At 61.8% G+C, this 15527-nt stretch carries 13 protein-coding genes; 6 read left to right on the top strand and 7 right to left on the bottom strand.

Translation table 11 applies throughout. The features are described 5' to 3' along the window. Nucleotides 1–125 precede the first annotated feature (125 nt). The 6 genes from R4P57_RS13490 to R4P57_RS13470 all read left to right on the top strand — a co-directional run bounded on the left by R4P57_RS13490 (nucleotide 126) and on the right by R4P57_RS13470 (nucleotide 7099). Complete coding sequence (locus tag R4P57_RS13490; RefSeq protein ID WP_317803338.1) at nucleotides 126–683, top strand: copper resistance protein CopC; 558 nt, start codon at nucleotides 126–128, stop codon at nucleotides 681–683. Nucleotides 684–693: 10 nt separating this feature from the next. Continuing rightward, on the top strand, nucleotides 694–1650 hold the full coding sequence (locus R4P57_RS13485) for a cytochrome c oxidase assembly protein (protein ID WP_317803337.1): 957 nt from the start codon (nucleotides 694–696) through the stop codon (nucleotides 1648–1650). Between the two features lie 103 nt (nucleotides 1651–1753). Continuing rightward, nucleotides 1754–2110, top strand: coding sequence for a DUF4229 domain-containing protein (locus R4P57_RS13480; protein ID WP_317803336.1), 357 nt, complete (start codon nucleotides 1754–1756; stop codon nucleotides 2108–2110). Nucleotides 2111–2621: 511 nt separating this feature from the next. Next, nucleotides 2622–4034: an ankyrin repeat domain-containing protein gene (locus R4P57_RS13475; protein ID WP_317803335.1), complete on the top strand. Its 1413-nt coding sequence runs from the start codon at nucleotides 2622–2624 to the stop codon at nucleotides 4032–4034. A 186-nt stretch (nucleotides 4035–4220) separates the two neighbouring features. Beyond that, nucleotides 4221–4604 (top strand): DUF4345 domain-containing protein, encoded by a 384-nt coding sequence (locus tag R4P57_RS26825; RefSeq protein WP_411742366.1) that lies wholly within the window; start codon nucleotides 4221–4223, stop codon nucleotides 4602–4604. 1406 nt (nucleotides 4605–6010) lie between these two features. Continuing rightward, nucleotides 6011–7099 (top strand): GGDEF domain-containing protein, encoded by a 1089-nt coding sequence (locus tag R4P57_RS13470; protein ID WP_317803334.1) that lies wholly within the window; start codon nucleotides 6011–6013, stop codon nucleotides 7097–7099. A gap of 23 nt (nucleotides 7100–7122) precedes the next feature. Here R4P57_RS13470 and couO read toward each other — a convergent pair whose 3' ends face one another. From couO to R4P57_RS13435, 7 genes are read right to left on the bottom strand one after another with little or no spacing between them, the layout of a single operon-like run. Continuing rightward, entirely contained in the window at nucleotides 7123–8016 is an 894-nt protein-coding gene (gene couO / locus R4P57_RS13465; RefSeq protein ID WP_317803333.1) for a 4-hydroxyphenyl-beta-ketoacyl-CoA hydrolase, read from the bottom strand. Nucleotides 8017–8038: 22 nt separating this feature from the next. Beyond that, the gene (locus tag R4P57_RS13460) at nucleotides 8039–10078 is read right to left on the bottom strand and encodes an acetoacetate--CoA ligase (protein WP_317803332.1); all 2040 of its coding nucleotides are present in this window, start codon (nucleotides 10076–10078) and stop codon (nucleotides 8039–8041) included. Further along, the gene (locus R4P57_RS13455; protein WP_317803331.1) at nucleotides 10062–10994 is read right to left on the bottom strand and encodes an HAD-IIA family hydrolase; all 933 of its coding nucleotides are present in this window, start codon (nucleotides 10992–10994) and stop codon (nucleotides 10062–10064) included. The genes R4P57_RS13460 and R4P57_RS13455 overlap by 17 nt, the downstream gene beginning before the upstream one ends. Then, nucleotides 10991–12571 (bottom strand): hypothetical protein, encoded by a 1581-nt coding sequence (locus R4P57_RS13450; protein WP_317803330.1) that lies wholly within the window; start codon nucleotides 12569–12571, stop codon nucleotides 10991–10993. Before R4P57_RS13450 ends, R4P57_RS13455 begins: the two co-directional genes overlap by 4 nt. Then, entirely contained in the window at nucleotides 12568–13947 is a 1380-nt protein-coding gene (locus tag R4P57_RS13445) for an acetyl/propionyl/methylcrotonyl-CoA carboxylase subunit alpha (protein ID WP_317803329.1), read from the bottom strand. Before R4P57_RS13445 ends, R4P57_RS13450 begins: the two co-directional genes overlap by 4 nt. Then, a complete protein-coding gene (locus R4P57_RS13440; RefSeq protein ID WP_317803328.1) occupies nucleotides 13944–14417 on the bottom strand; it encodes an acetyl-CoA carboxylase biotin carboxyl carrier protein in 474 nt (157 codons plus the stop codon). Before R4P57_RS13440 ends, R4P57_RS13445 begins: the two co-directional genes overlap by 4 nt. After that, on the bottom strand, nucleotides 14414–15517 hold the full coding sequence (locus tag R4P57_RS13435) for a PEP/pyruvate-binding domain-containing protein (protein WP_317803327.1): 1104 nt from the start codon (nucleotides 15515–15517) through the stop codon (nucleotides 14414–14416). The genes R4P57_RS13440 and R4P57_RS13435 overlap by 4 nt, the downstream gene beginning before the upstream one ends. Between the last annotated feature and the right edge of the window lie 10 nt (nucleotides 15518–15527).

Raw genomic sequence — 15527 nt, 5'->3', positions numbered from 1 at the left:
TGCTTCATAGTATTTGCGATAGCCTGTCGTACGCATCCTGCAATTCGCGTGCGACACGAAGGCGGTCCCATGACGGCGCTGACAATCGAATTCGATCGAACAGAGAACCGACCGTGAATCGGTGGATGATGGTCGCCGTAATCATCTGCGGTACAGCGCTGTTCGGGGCGGCTCCGGCATCAGCACACAGCGAACTCGTCAGCTCGGATCCACCCGCCGACGCCTCACTGGAGTTAGCGCCGAAAAACGGTGTCGGCCTGGTGTTCAACCAAGACATCAACGAATCCTTCGCAACCATCAGCCTCATCGGACCGGACGACGAACAATGGGCGCAAGGATCGGCCACGGTCGAGGGCCCTGACGTGTCCGTCATGGTCAAGGAGGGCCTGCCCAACGGCAAGTACACCGTCGGCTACCGCGTCACCTCAGCAGACGGGCACCCCATCACGGGGTCGTACACATTTTCGGTCCAGGTCGCAGCGACCGACACCGCATCCAGCACCTCACCGAGCTCCCCGGCGACGACCACCGCGCAGGCCTACGATCCGAACAATCCGTCCGCCAGCGAAGACCGGCCACCGAAGCAGAACACGATGCTGCTGCTCTCCATCGTGGGCATCACGGTTATCGCGCTCGCCGCTATCGCCCTGACCCTGGTGATACGAGGCAAGAACAGGCAATGACAGGTCACCGATGAACATCGCTGCCGTCGATCCTCCCCAGGCTCCCCCGACACTGGCGGCCCTACTGAGCTGGGATCTGCCACCACTGCCGATACTGCCCATAGCCGGCATCGTGATGGCCGGGCTGTACTGCTGGGGACTGCTCAGGATCCACCGGCGCGGTATCGCATGGTCACGCGGGCGCAGCTTCAGCTTCCTCATCGGCTGCGCGGCATTGGTTCTGGTGACCGGCCTGCAGATCGAACGCTACGGATACAGCCTGTTCAGTGTTTTCATGTTTCAGCATCTGACGTTGTCGATGCTCGTCCCACCCCTGCTGGTGGTCGGCTCCCCTGGACGACTATTGCTGCGAGCCACCTCCCACCACGGCGTCGGCCGATGGGTACTGATCGCCGCCCTGACCGGTTTGCGGAGCCGCGCCGGGCGCATCGCACTACATCCCGGTCTGACCATCCCGCTGTTCCTCTTCAGTTACTACGGCCTGTATCTGTCGTCGATCTTCGACGCGCTCGCCGGCACCGAAATCGGGCACGTGTCGATGGAGATCTTCTTCTTCGCCAGCGGACTGTTGTTCATCATCCCCGTGCTCGCCGTCGGCCCACTCCCGATCCGGCAGAGCAACCTGGGCCGCATGTTCGATCTCTTCGTCGAGATGCCGCTGCACGTGTTCTTCGGTGTCATCCTGATGATGTCCAGCACCCCGATGCTTGCCACGTTCGCCTCCCCTCCCCCGAGTTGGGGAGTCGATCCGGTAGCCGATCAGCAACTCGCCGGCGCACTGGCATGGTCCTACGGTGAACCGGTCGCGCTACTGGTCGTACTCATCTTCTGCATTCGGTGGAACAGAGACGAGAAAGACGAATCGGCCACCGCAGACCGCCGAGCCGAAGAGGACGGGTACAGCGAACTGAACGCCTACAACGACTTCCTCAAGAAAATCGGCACCGAAACTCGTTCGCATACGTGACCGTTACGCTTCGTGATCCAGTACATGGAACTCAACTGACAATTACTGTGCGACTTGGTATTTGATGAGATTTCAAGGAACCACTACGACTACAGGACAGCTGATGCCACTGACCCGCAGACCCGCGACCGCGAAGGGGCAGCTCGCCCTTCATATGCTGATCTACAACGGCGCACAGCTTCTGCTCGTCTGCGTAGCGGCGGGAGTGATCCTGGCCGTCGACGCACTGACCAGCCTCGATGTGCCGGTCGTGTTGGTGCTGCTCATCGCACTCGGTATCAGCCTGCCGCTGTCCGCATTCACCCTCAGGAAGCTTCGCCGAGCGATCAACGCGAACATCGAGGCAGTCGATCGCGACCGCGCCGAGAAACAACGTCCGAAAGCGAAGAACAGACGCCGAACCGAAACACGGATCCACGCCCCACGCCCTCGAATCGGCTCCTCCGTTTCGGATACCTGACTCCGATCGGCGTCGGATATTCCAAACCGGGGAGCCGATTCGATGCGGCGGTACGGGCAGAGAAAAACTCCGACCCCAGCAGCGGGATCGGAGCAGAGGAGCCTCCTAACGGGATCGAACCGTTGACCGCTCGCTTACAAGTATGTTGCGAGACAACCAGATACATCCACATGAAACCACCACAGACGCTCTGAACAGCATCGATCGTCCAGGCGGTACCACCCGAATCCACCCTCGTAGGTACCGACGTGTGACACGCTCGTAACACCGAAGTCTGCGCCGCGACGCGCCCTTGGAGACTACTCATCGATTGCGTAAAAGTGGCACAGCCCGTCTCCCGCACAGCGGTCCGTCCCGCCGTAGGACCGGTACCGGAGGTTTATAGTCGGTAGAGAGATGTTCCGGTGCTCTTCCAGTCGCAGGCCGTGAACACCGGCCGCACCGTGGGCAACTTTGCTCCGAACGGCTTCACCAGAACATCAGGCACGCGCGGCGTCAGGACAGGAGTCGGATGAGCGCACAACAAAGCTCCGACAGCGCCGACCAGGTGGGCGTCAGTATTGCCGCAGCGCTGGCGACCGGTACCCGAGAGGCCTTCACAGCGTTGCTGGCCGAGGATGTCCGGTGGGGCGGCGAGCGACGCGGCACAGGCCACGAATGCATTACCCGCGAGCAAGCGGGCGATCATTACGCCGGACTCCTTGCGAGCGGGATGGCTCTGCGCGTCGCGGACATCGAGCCCACCGGTTCATCGAGCGTCGGCGATGTGTTCACAGCTCGGATGACTATCGCGGCACCGAGCAGCGTTGATGTGCCGCCCGAAATGCTGGTCCAGGTAACCATCCGAGATGGCCTCATTGCCGATATTTCCATCATGGACGAGCCACCGTCGATCGAAGTCCTGTATTTCGACGGCTGCCCCCACTACGAACTGTTCTTGCCGCATCTGCGACAACTGCTCGAGGACAACGCCATCACAGCAGCGGTGACGCTCAGCCGCATCGACAACAACGATCAAGCCCAGGCTCGGCAGTTTCGCGGTTCCCCGAGCGTGCGCGTCGATGGCCACGATATCGAACCCGACACCGACCCGCATTCATCGCACGACGCCGGAGACATCCCGCTCCAGTATGGAATGCAGTGCCGGCTCTACGACACGGCAGACGGCACGACCGGGATTCCTCCCGACCAGTGGATCCTCGACGCGCTCGTCGACAATCTGATCCACGAATCCGCTGTAGCCGCAATACATTCGGGCGATGTAGAGGCATTGCAGCGCCTGCTGGCCGAGCACACCGAACTCGCGTCGGTACACATTCCGCGCCGCGAAGGTCGGACACTGTTGCACGTCGCCACCGACTGGCCCGGCCACTTCCCCGACGTCGGAGCAACCGTCGGAGCCCTAATCGCGGCCGGAGCCGACCCCAATAGCCGCTTCCCAGGGGAACATCGTGAAACACCCCTGCATTGGGCGGCGAGCAGCGATGACGTCGACGCCATCGACGCACTTCTCGATGCGGGTGCCGACATCGATGCCCGCGGCGCAGTCATAGCCGGAGGCACACCACTCTCGGACGCCACCGCATTCGGACAGTGGAGCGCCGCGCGTCGGCTGGTGCAGCGCGGAGCGACCACCACGTTGTTCGACGCGGCCGCCCTCGGACTCGTCGCCGCAGTCGACCAGCATCTGGAAACCGAGCATCCGACCCACGAGAGCATCACCAGCAGTTTCTGGGGTGCCTGCCACGGAGGCCACGTCGCCACCGCCGCCGTACTGCTCGATCACGGGGCCGACATCGACTGGATCGGCTACGACGGACTAACACCCCTCGGCGCAGCACGACGATCCGAAGCGCGCGATATGATTGCATGGCTCGAAGTCCACAATGCGGCGGACGTCGACCCATCTATCGAACCCACTTGACCGGCCGCATCCCGCGGTAGCAGTCTGCTCCGAAACCGGTATGAGACGAGGCACGGTACAACGCCTCATGTGTGGTTCTACCAATCGATCGCCAGGGTCGATCGGAGGGGCAAGTTCATGGCAGAGCAGATGGGAGCCTAGGCGCTCCCACGTGGCGATCTTCGGCGGCGGCTCGTCGTTGTAGGACTGATTGGTCTAGCGCTGATACCGATAGCAACCGGAGCCCTGGGTGCTGCGGTCGGCCTGTACTTCGGCCCAGGCATGTCGTCTGAACGATCGGACTACTTCGATAGCGAATATCGATTTCTCAATGGCGTATGGATCACACTGGGATTGACCTTGCTGTGGGCAATTCGCCGCCCGCGTGAACGCCGCCAAGTCGTCATTCTTGTGCTTGTGGCAATACTCGGTGGCGCGGTGGTGAGAGGCGTCCAGTCCCTTGTCTTCGGATGGCCGCCGCTTCCGTTCAACATCGCCCTTGTGGTGGAGGTATGCATCGTGCCAGTACTCACCATCTCGTTCCACCGGGTGTCCGCAGCCCCGACCCCAGAGGACGTCACGAAGCAGTGATCCTTGGCCCGCACAATCGCGCGGGCGTGTTCCTACGAAACCAGTCGACACCCGGTAGCCGGTGGATCGGGTGAGTGACGGCGCTCGCTGGGGGAGGCGAGCGAACTCCGGACGTAAGCCGGCCTGAGGGCGTTGAACGTCGTTCGCGATCATGGTCGCCTCCCGCGAGTATCGGATACGGAGGCTCCGAGCCTCTTGACACAGAACTCATCCCGCTGACAAGCGCCCGGGTTCACGCCCCCGTCGAAATCGACACCCCGACAGAAGGCGTCGATTTTCGCGGTAGGGGTCGATGCGAGCGACCGAAGCGGATCGACTCCTCACATCTAAATCCCGGACTCCGGATCGGCGTCGGATCTACCAAAGCGAGGAGCCGATTGCTGATGAGGGTGGACAGAAAGACTCCGGCCCAGGCATCGGGGTCGGAGCAGCGGAGCCTCCTACCGGGATCGAACCGTTGACCGCTCGCTTACACGTACGTTGCGAAACAACCAGACACGTCCGCGTGGAACCATCGCAGGGGCTCTGACCTCTATCAATCGTCCGGGGCATACCACCCGAATCCACCCCTCGTGGGTACCGACATGTGACAGGGTGCGACACCGAAGTTCATGCCCTGTCCAGTCACCATGTCTCGCAGGACCTGCCGTCGGCGACGACCGTCCTCCCGATACATAGACATCCGAGGCGTAGGCGAGAACGACGGAGGACAAATGTGTTGATGACACTGCGGTGGCTGCGGGCTATGATTCTGCCGCCGCGCTCGAACGAGGCCGACCATGGGGCGGCATCTCTCGGTGCCTAATGCCAGGTACTGCGATTGTTCAAAGCGGCACTCCGACACGCAGTTAGCGTCGATCGCCCTTTCAGGCGGTTCATTGCCGCTCATTGAACTGCGTTTTCTCGGCAGAATATGAGTGCTTCCATCTTAATTACAGGCTCGCAGCACGACGGGTCACGATCAGCATAAGACCTTGATCTTTTGGGTTCGTCCGTCAGCGGGCAGCGGATGCCTGGTTTGTCGACGAACCACCAGGCACGCAGAGGCCGCGACAGCAAGAGCTCCGATGAGCCACGGCCCCGTCGCGCCTGATCGATCGGCCTGCACCGCAACGATGTTCGGCATCCCGATTCGATCAGCGAGCCCCCCAGCGAGGCGACACCTGCAACGGCCGCGCCGACAACACGTGTCGGCGTATGCGCGCGCGTATTCGCCAGTACGACCAGCGACGGAAGTACGACTCCGACAATCGCCAATTGCATCATCTCGATGCCCAGGTTGAAGCCCAACAGACTCAACAGCAGCTGCGGGTTGGTCCGAAACCGGGTTTACAGTATGAAGAACCATGTTCATAGGCGGCGGAGGCAGCGCGAACGAACACGATGTACGAGAAAGCTGGCCTACTGTGGGTGAACTGAAGATGTGGTGGAACAGCTCGGTCGACTACGACTGGCTGCTCGCGTACCACCGCAGCCATCCATTCCTCAGGCGATACGCGACGCTGATGAGTGCGTTCGGCGCACTGCATACCCTGGCGGCCGTCGGCCTCCTACTCTCCCCCGACTTGATCGTCGGGACGCCCAAGCGGGCCGTCGTGGCAACCTTGGCTGGAGTCGCGTTCGCCATTTTCGCGGTCGCGTTCAAACGCCAAATCGAAACCAAACGCGCATCGTTGGCGTACCTCGTCGGCAGCGACATTGGAACTGCGTCGGTGCTGATGTGCATCACACCGTCCCCGTTCAGCATCCTCGCTGCGGCAATCTTCACCGGAATCGGCAATTACGCGGCGACGTTCCACGGCGGCCGAATATTCGCCACACAACAAGCTTTCGCGTTCGCCGTCCTCGTCGTGCTTGTGGTCTTGGGGATCGCAGGCCGAACATGGCCCGTCCCCACATTGCTGACGGCCGGCGGGACAGCATTCATCATCCTGTTCACCTCGTCGATAGTCTCGCAGGCGCTGGTATCCCACCTTCGCCAGGATGCCGCAGGTGCCTACTTCGACCCACTCACCGGACTTCGAAACCGAAGGGGTCTGATCGCCGCCGTCAAGAATCTCTGTCTCGACAGGCGGAGCGATGCGCCCCTGTGGGCGATCGCAATCGATCTCGACGGATTCAAGACGGTCAACGACCGTTTCGGCCACGACTACGGCGATCAGGTCCTCCAACGGACCGCGAGTCGAATCGAGCAGGCTTGTCAGCCACCTTCGGTCGCGGCCCGCGTTGGCGGGGAGGAGTTCACGGTCGTTGGCTTCGGGACCCGTGACGAGGCGCGCACATGCGCCGACCGCATCGTGGCATCGGTGTACGACATAGACGACGACACACCGATCACGGCGTCGCTTGGCGTCGCGAACTCACTGTGGGACCGGCTGCCCACGGACATCGACGTTGCTGTGTCATTCCTGACGGCAAGCGCAGACGCGGCGATGTACAGGGCAAAGGACCAAGGCGGCCACAGGGTTGTGCACGCAGACCCGAGCCACAGGTAGCAGCAGGTAGGTGTTCGTTTTCGTTATGGATCGATACCGAGAACCCGCATGGCGTTGTTCTTGAAAATCGCTTGTGTGGCTTCGGGTGTGACGTCGAGTTTCGCGAAGTCCGCCATCCATCTGTCGACCTGAATGACGGGGAAGTCCGATCCGAACAGCACTTTGTCACGAAGCATTCTGTTGGCGGCCTTGACCAACTGCGGGGGGAAGTACTTCGGCGACCACCCGGACAGGTCGATATACACATTCGCCTTGTGGGTTGCGATGGAGATCTGCGCATCCACCCAGGGAACAGCCGGATGAGCCATTACGACCGTGAGATCCGGGAAGTCTGCTGCCACATCGTCGAGGAGCATGGGATCGGAATACCGAAGCTTGATGCCGTGCCCACCAGGCAGACCCGCTCCGATCCCGGTTTGACCGGTGTGGAACAGCGCTGGAACGCGAGCCTCCGTAATAGCCTCGTACAGCGGGTAGAAGCGGCGATCGTTGGGCTCGAATCCCTGCATACTGGGGTGGAACTTGAATCCCCGTACCCCATATTCGTCGACCAGCCTGTGAATTCGCCGGACTGCAAGCCGGCCCTGCCAGGGATCGACGGATCCGAATGGGATCAACACGTCATTGTTCCGCGCTGCACCCTCGGCTATCTCCTCGACGGAATTGGCGGAATGCCCGCTCGCCGAACCTGCATCGACGGTGAACACGACCGCCGCCATGTTTCGCGCACGGTAATGGTCGGCGACCGCGTCGATGGAAGGGGTCCGTTCCTCCCCCGACTTGAAGTACTTCTCGGAGGCCGCCATCAGTTCGTCGTCGAGCGCACGATGCCCGCAGCCGTCGATCTCGACGTGGGTATGGATGTCGATCGCGTCGACCTTGTCGAAATCGATTGCGAATTCATATCTGTTGCTCATCGGTCTACCTTCATCGTCGATTTCACGGTGTGTTGCCCTGTGCGCGGGCTGGTACCCCGGGGTTCGCCGCACCCCATCCGGCGGCGAATTCGATGTACCAGTCGATCACCTCTGGGTTGGCAAGCGAGCCCCGGTTGACTGCAGTTGCCGGATCGTGCCCGAGGAAGAGCTTCTTGAGTGGAACCTCGATCTTCTTGTTGGCATGGGTAATAGGGATCTGCGGAGCAACGATCACCTGGTCCGGTACGTGCCGGGCCGAGGTGTGTTCGCGTATCGTCGTTCGGATCTTTGCGTCCAGATCCTCTGACAGAGTCGCGCCTGGAACCAGGGTGATGAACAGTGGCATGAAGTACTCACCGTCCGGCAGTTCGACTCCGATGACCAACGAGTCCAACACCTCCGGAACGAACTGGAGTGCGGCGTAGATGTCGGCGCTTCCGAGGCGAACTCCCCCACGGTTCAATGTCGCATCGGAACGACCGTGTACCACGAAGGCACCGGTGACCGTCTCGGTGATCCAGTCTCCGTGTGTCCACACATCCGGGAATTTGTCGAAGTACGAGTTGCGATACTTCGAGCCGTCCGAATCCCCCCAGAAGAAGACGGGCATCGACGGCATGGGGCGAGTGACGATCATGTCACCGACGCGACCGATGACGCGTTCACCCGCCTCCGACCACGCCTCGACGGCAACCCCCAGCAACGGGCCTTGCAGTTCTCCCAGATGGACGGGTTCTAGTGGATTCGAACCTATGAAGCCACTGCAGATGTCGGTGCCCCCTGAATCGGACCCAAGGTGGACATCGTGTTTCACGTCGTCGTGGACCCACCGCCACGTCGAATCGGGGAGTGGCGACCCGGTGGACAAGATCGCCCGCAGCGTCGACAGGTCCCACTCCGCGGACGGCCGAAGACCGGACTTCTCCACCACGGACAAATATGCTGCACCCGCGGCGAACATGGTCGCGCCGGTGAGCGCGATGATCTCGAATTGGCGGTCCGCACGACCGAACGTCGGCGAACCGGCATAGGTGACGACCGATGCACCCGACATCAGGTTGTTGACCAGGGTATTCCAGACCATCCACGACGTATTGGCAGCAACGTAGTACAGATCGCCTGGGCCCATGTCCTGATTCAAACCGGTGCCCTTGAGTGCTTCCAGGGTGATCCCACCGTGTCCGTGGACTATTCCCTTCGGTGCACCGGTGGTGCCCGAGGAAAAAAGTACCCACAGCGGGTGATCGAAGCCGACACGGCAGTAGTCTGCGTCGGCCGAATCGTGCACCAGCCGATCGAAGGTGATCAGATCTCGGGCGGTGTCGAGCGCCGCAGCGACCGGGTCGCCGACCACGATCACGTGCTGCACGCTCGGCAGACCCGCGTGCACCTCGGACAGGTGCTCACGACGGTCGAAGTCTTTACCGTTGAATCGGTATCCCTCCACCGCCAACAAGACTTTCGGTTCCAGTTGTCGCAGCCGGTCCAGCGTGGCGTCCACGGATAGATCAGGCGAGCTGATGGTCCAGATCGCACCTATGCTCGCGGTTGCCAACAGTCCGATGATCGCTTCGGGTACGTTCGGCAGGACTGCCGCAACCCGGTCACCGGATTCGATCCCGAGCTGTCGCAGGTGATACGCGAGCGATGTCACCCGCGCTTCGAGCTGTCGCCAGGTCAAGCCGGCGACAGCATTCTCCTCGGTCACCGTCACGAGCGCGGTGGTGTCCGCCAGTGCCGGATCCTGGGCGTGCCGCAGGACGTTCTCGGCGAAATTGAGCCGGGCGTTCGGATACCACCGCGCCCCCGGCATTCGCTCCTCCGCCAACGCAGGTCCGTCGAATCCCTCGCCGACAACGCCGAAATATTGCCGCACCGAGTCCCAGAAATCGGACACGTCACGAACAGACCAATCCCAGACCTCCCGATAGTCGGACAGCTGGATTCGGCGGTGCTCACCCACCCACGTCATGAAGTCCCACAACCTGGACTGCTGCTGCTGGCGAATGCTGGGCTGCCAGGTCACTGTTCGCTCGACCGTCGAACTATCGAAAACTGACATCGTGTCCTCGCCTGTCCGAGCTGGGATCCGGAGAAATGGGATCGAGAGAGCTTGGGGCCGCGGAGAACAACTCCAGCAGCTGCCCGAGATGCTCGACGACGAAGTCGGGTCGCTGCTCTGGCGGAGCCAGTTCGGCGTCCGCTGCCGAATGTGTTCCCGTCGTGACAAGGGCACCGAGCGCACCCTCTCGTCGGGCCATCGCACATTCCAGGGTGAGGTCGTCTCCGATGATCAGCATTTCCGCGGGCGCAACCTGCAGACGTCGCGTCAAGATATCGAATGCTTCGGGGGCAGGTTTGCCCAGCACGCGGTACGGGCGTTGGGTCACGTGGCTCAGTCCCGCTGCGATGAAACCGGACACTCCTACGTTCAGTCGATTCGCGGATGCGAAGGACCGGGCGTCGGACGTGCAGTAGATTTCGGCACCTGCATAGACCGCCTCGGCCGCGACCTGGAGCTTGTCCCGCCCGAAGTCGATGTCCCAGCCGATGACTACTGCTGCGGCATCCGTCGGTTCTCCTGCCAAGGCGCGATCGAGATCCACGAGATCTTGTCCGCGAGACAGAAAATCTTGTTGCACACCATGTCCACCGAACACGAGCAGCGGCTTACCTGGATGTAGAACCAGCATTGTTTCGGCGGCCACTACCGCGGGGGTGATCACTTCCTCGTCTCGCACATCCAGACCGAGCGACCGCAGTGACTCGGCGATCTGGTGGGGCGTCTGCATGGAGCCGTTCGTGAACACAGCCATACGGCGGTGTGTGCGCCGAACGAAATCGATGGCATCACGCGCTCCGGCCAGTACGCGGCCACCTTTCCCACTGGGCCCATTGGAGAGGACGAGGCAACCGTCGATGTCGAACATCACGCCCCGAACCCGGGCGAGTCGATCGACAAGTTCGTCGTGGTTCACTGTGAATCTCCTGTTGTGTTGCGTCGCAACTCGACTCGCTCGGTGCCGCGCTCGACTGCGATGTACTTCCATCGGGGAAGCTCGTTCACGGACGCTACGAATTCCGCCACGGAAGTGACGGGGCCATTGCGCCTGCCGGTGCCTCCGGCCGACCACCGAGGTGCCGGCCCAGCAGCGAGCATGCCCTCGATTTGGTCCTGCGGGAGAACGCTCCGTAACAGCAGCTCCTCCTCGGAGACCGGCCGCCCGAATCGGCGGGCATACTCCTCGTGCAGTTGCTCCAGGGTCGGTTCAGGAACTGGTTGGTCGAGCTCGCGGGCACGGGGTAAGTCGGAGACCTTCTCGAGTACCTCGGGCGCAATCTCGCCCTCAGGAGTTCCGAAGTGGCCCAATACGAATCGGATGACCTCGTCGGGGATGCGGCTGTAACGCTCTTGTCCCGACTGGGCGGCAAGAACATTCATGAGCGCCTGACTGCCGACGAATTGGCTGAACGGGGTGACCATGATGGGATAACCGAGATCAGCACGTACCTGGCCGGCTTCTTCGATGACGGCAGGCAAGTGATCGAGCATGCGTAGCTCGCCGAGCTGACGCCTGAGTGTGCCCATCATTCCTCCCGGAACCTGATGGACGTGAGGGCTGAGGTCGTACTCGACGGGTGCACCCGCGGCCAAGTTCTGGGAACGCGCAATCGCATAAAGAACCTCGGCTGCAGCGTTCGCTGCAGCGCGATCGGCCTGCACCGGAATACCGAGTGCATCGAGGTTTCCGACCAGGTTTTCCAAGCCTGGTTGCGCGGTGCCGTTGGACAGCGGGCCGAGGCCGGTGTGCAGTACGTCGACCCCGAGCTCGGCCGCAACCAGATAGAGATGAGATGCCGCGCCGGTGGTGCAGTGACTGTGCAGTTCGAGTGTCTTGTCACCGGCAGCTACTCGGACGTCCGGGATGAGTTGTCTGGTCCGTTCGACAGTCAACAACCCACCAGGATCTTTGACGTAGACGGAATCGACGTACCGACTGGCGTTGTACGCTCTGATGTTTCGGCTGTAGCTCTCATCGGTGTGTACCGGACTCTCCGTGAACGTCACAGCCGCCACGACTTGTTCTATCCCTTCTTCTTTCGCCCATCGAGCGACTCGAAGCAGGGATTCGACATCGTTCATCGGCTCCGCGATCTGCAGACGACGGAGTCCGTGACGTGCCATAAGGCGCAACGCCATCCGCATGACCGTTTCCGAGGCTTTGTCCCAGGACATGAAGCGCATACCGGTCGTGATCGCCGACAACGGAGTATTGGGCATGACGGCCCGCATGCGGGAGATCCGTTCCCACGGATCCTCCCTGTGCCACTTGACACCCATGGACAGATTCGTGGAACTGGTGAAGTCGATCGCCTCGAAACCGACCTGGTCGAGCATCGGACCTACGGCCTCGACCATTCCGGTAGTCAAACCAGTTGCACCCCAGAGACTTTGATTTCCATCACGCAGACTGGTATCGACGAGCCGAATGGTCCGCTTTCTGCTCGGCAGAGCATCGGCACGGGGGCCGAGATCTTTGACATAGGTGGTCATGGACGTTCTTCCTTTCGCTCCGCTCGATGCTGTTCCCAGACCGGGCCGAACCACGATGTGCTGACGCCGCCGTGAACGAAATCGGGGTGGCCGAGCACGAAGTCGTGCATGGGCAACGTCGTGGTGACGCCCTCCACGACCACTGCTAGAGCCGCTGCACGAACAGCAGCAACTGCGGCCTCACGGTTGTGCGCACGAACGATCAATTTCGCCATCAAACTGTCGTAGAACGGTGGAAAGGCGTACCCGTCGAACACGTGGGTATCCACGCGTACCCCTGGGCCGACTGGCCACGAAACATGTTCGATGACACCCGGACTCGGCCGGAAGTCGTTGTTCGGATCCTCGGCGTTGATCCGTAACTCGATGACGGCCGACGAGGGCACGGGAGGTACGTTCGGCAACTGTGGATCCTGTCCGAGGGCCAGGCGCAATTGCGCCGCGACGAGATCGATGCCGAATGCCTCCTCGGTCACGGGATGCTCGACCTGGATGCGGGCGTTCATCTCCAGAAAGACGACGTCGCCGGACTCGATGTCGACGAGGAACTCGACCGTGCCGGCACCTCGATACCTCAGTGCTTCGACGAGGGCTCGTGACGAATCGTGCAAGACCGTGCGAGTGGTGTCCGCCAGACCCCAGGCGGGACATTCTTCGATCAGCTTTTGGTGCCGCCGCTGCACGGAGCAATCCCGGTCGCCGAAAATTTGCGCTCCACCCTGGCCGTCGCCGAACACCTGCACTTCGACGTGCCTGGCCGCCGGGTAGAAGCGCTCGAGATAGAGCGCTCCGCTTCCGAAGGCCGCCTGCGCCTCCGACGCCGCCTGCGGAGCCAATTGTTTCAGGCTCTCGGGACCATCGACCAGCCGGATACCACGGCCGCCTCCGCCATGTACTGCCTTGATCAGCAAGGGGTAGCCGATGGACTCGGCCAGTTGGACCACGTTGTCGACATTGTCTATTTCCGCAGCGGCAGCCACTGGTACGCCCGCGGCAACGGCCACTTTGCGCGCACTACTCTTGTCGCCTACCGCACGCAGCGTCTCCGGCCGCGGCCCCGCGAAGGCGATGTTCTCACTCTCGAGAAGTTCCGCAAGTTCGGGTTGCTCGCTGAGGAATCCATATCCCGGATGGACGACGTCGGCACCTGCATGCTTCGCGGCCTCTGCGACATACTCCGGCCGCAGGTAGGACTTGCCTGCCTGGGCGGGACCTATGACGATCACCCGATCGGCCAATTGTGCTGCACGAGAATTGATATCAGCGACACTGACCACAAGAACTGGGCTGGCTCCGATGCGTCGGGCGGCAGTGACGACCCGTACCGCGATCTCACCCCTGTTCGCAACCAAAACTACCGGTTGCGTATTCGTCACGATGTGCCGCTTTCATCGACGACGGCAATCGGCTGGCCGTACTCGACCTGCTCACTGTCCTTCGCGAGCACCTCGACCAGGGTGCCCGACACACCGGCGACAACCGGGTTCATCAGCTTCATGACCTCGATGATTCCGACCGTCGTGTCGGGTTCGACTCGAGCGCCTACCTCTACGAACGGCGGGGCACCCGGGGACGGGCACCGGTAGAACACGCCGATCATCGGTGCCGGGATGATTGTTCCCGCCTGCCGCTGTTCATGCGTCTCGCTATCGGACGCCGGCGCTGTCGCCGTTGAGGACGGCACAGTTGCCGGTGCGGGTGCGGGTGCAGTAGTAAGGTTGCCGGTCCGCGAGAGCTGCACGGACACGTTTCCGAATTCGACTGCAGCAGTGTCGTAATTGCCACCGTCGAGTTGAATCACCAGATCGAGAATGTCCTGCCAGCTCGGCGTGGTGTCGTTGCTCATCGTGTGTGCCCTTTCGCTGCGGCGCTGACGAAGCCGAGCAGATTGGATGTCGCCGTGGACGTCCGCTTACTCTTTTCTTCCTTGCGTTTCTTCCAGTTGGTTTCGGGGCGGGACTGCAACAGCATGACGACACCGGTGCCGTCTGCGCTGCGCTCGAGCGCCCACTCGATGTCCTGCGGACAGCCGTAGTGTTCCTCGACCCGCAGGCTGATCTCGGCCAGTTGAAGGACCTCGGCGTCACTCAGACAGGGAATGTCGCGACGCGCCTCCTCGACTTCCCGAAAAAGCACTCCCGAGCCATCGGGAGCCGGTACATATTCGTGTCCCTTGGTGGCGATTCTGCTGTTGGTCAGCGTCGGCCCGATCTTCGTCAACCAGAATTCGTCGGGTGTCACCTCACCGGAGACAACGGATTGCCCGAGGCCCCAGCTGGCGTTGATCGCGATGACGGACCGGTCCCCGGTCCGAGGGCTGACGGTGAAGGTCACCCCGGCGACGTCTGCATCAGCCATCAGTTGCACTGCAACAGAGATCTTGGACGCTTCGGTGGCGTCCGTCTCGGACATTCCGGCGCGATACGCGATGGCTTGAGGTGTGTACAGGCTGGCCCAGCACTCGCGGACTTTCGCGACGACATCGTCTTCTCCGACCACCCAGAGATACGTCTCCTGTTGGCCGGCGAAACTGGCTGCGTCGCCGTCCTCGTCGACGGACGAAGACCTCACAGCCACCGGGACACGATCGGCGTCGTCTATGCCGCGGCGGCCCGCTGCGTCCTTTGCCAGTGCGAGGTACGCCTCGCGGATCTCGCTCTCGATCGCGGCCGGGAGCTCACGCCCGAGCACCAGAGAAACCGCTCGATCGTGAGCGTCCTGCAGAGAAGCCGAATTCTCCCGATCGACGCCGAACACCAGGTTGCGCAGTTCGGCCCGCAGATCCGAGTTGTCTCGAAAGTCCTCGTAAGCGTCGACGGTGACGGCGAATCCGTCGGGGACCGGAAGACCGGCCTGGACCATCTCGCCGAGACTGGCGCACTTACCTCCAACCGAAGGACGGTCGACGGACTTCACCTCGTCGAATTTCTTGATGTACTTACCCACGGTTTTTCCT

It is taken from the genome of Rhodococcus sp. IEGM 1330 (assembly GCF_033142445.1).
Lineage (GTDB): Bacteria > Actinomycetota > Actinomycetes > Mycobacteriales > Mycobacteriaceae > Rhodococcoides.
The sequence above is the reverse complement of the archived record's forward strand: the minus strand, read 5'-3'. Positions and strand labels throughout refer to the sequence as shown.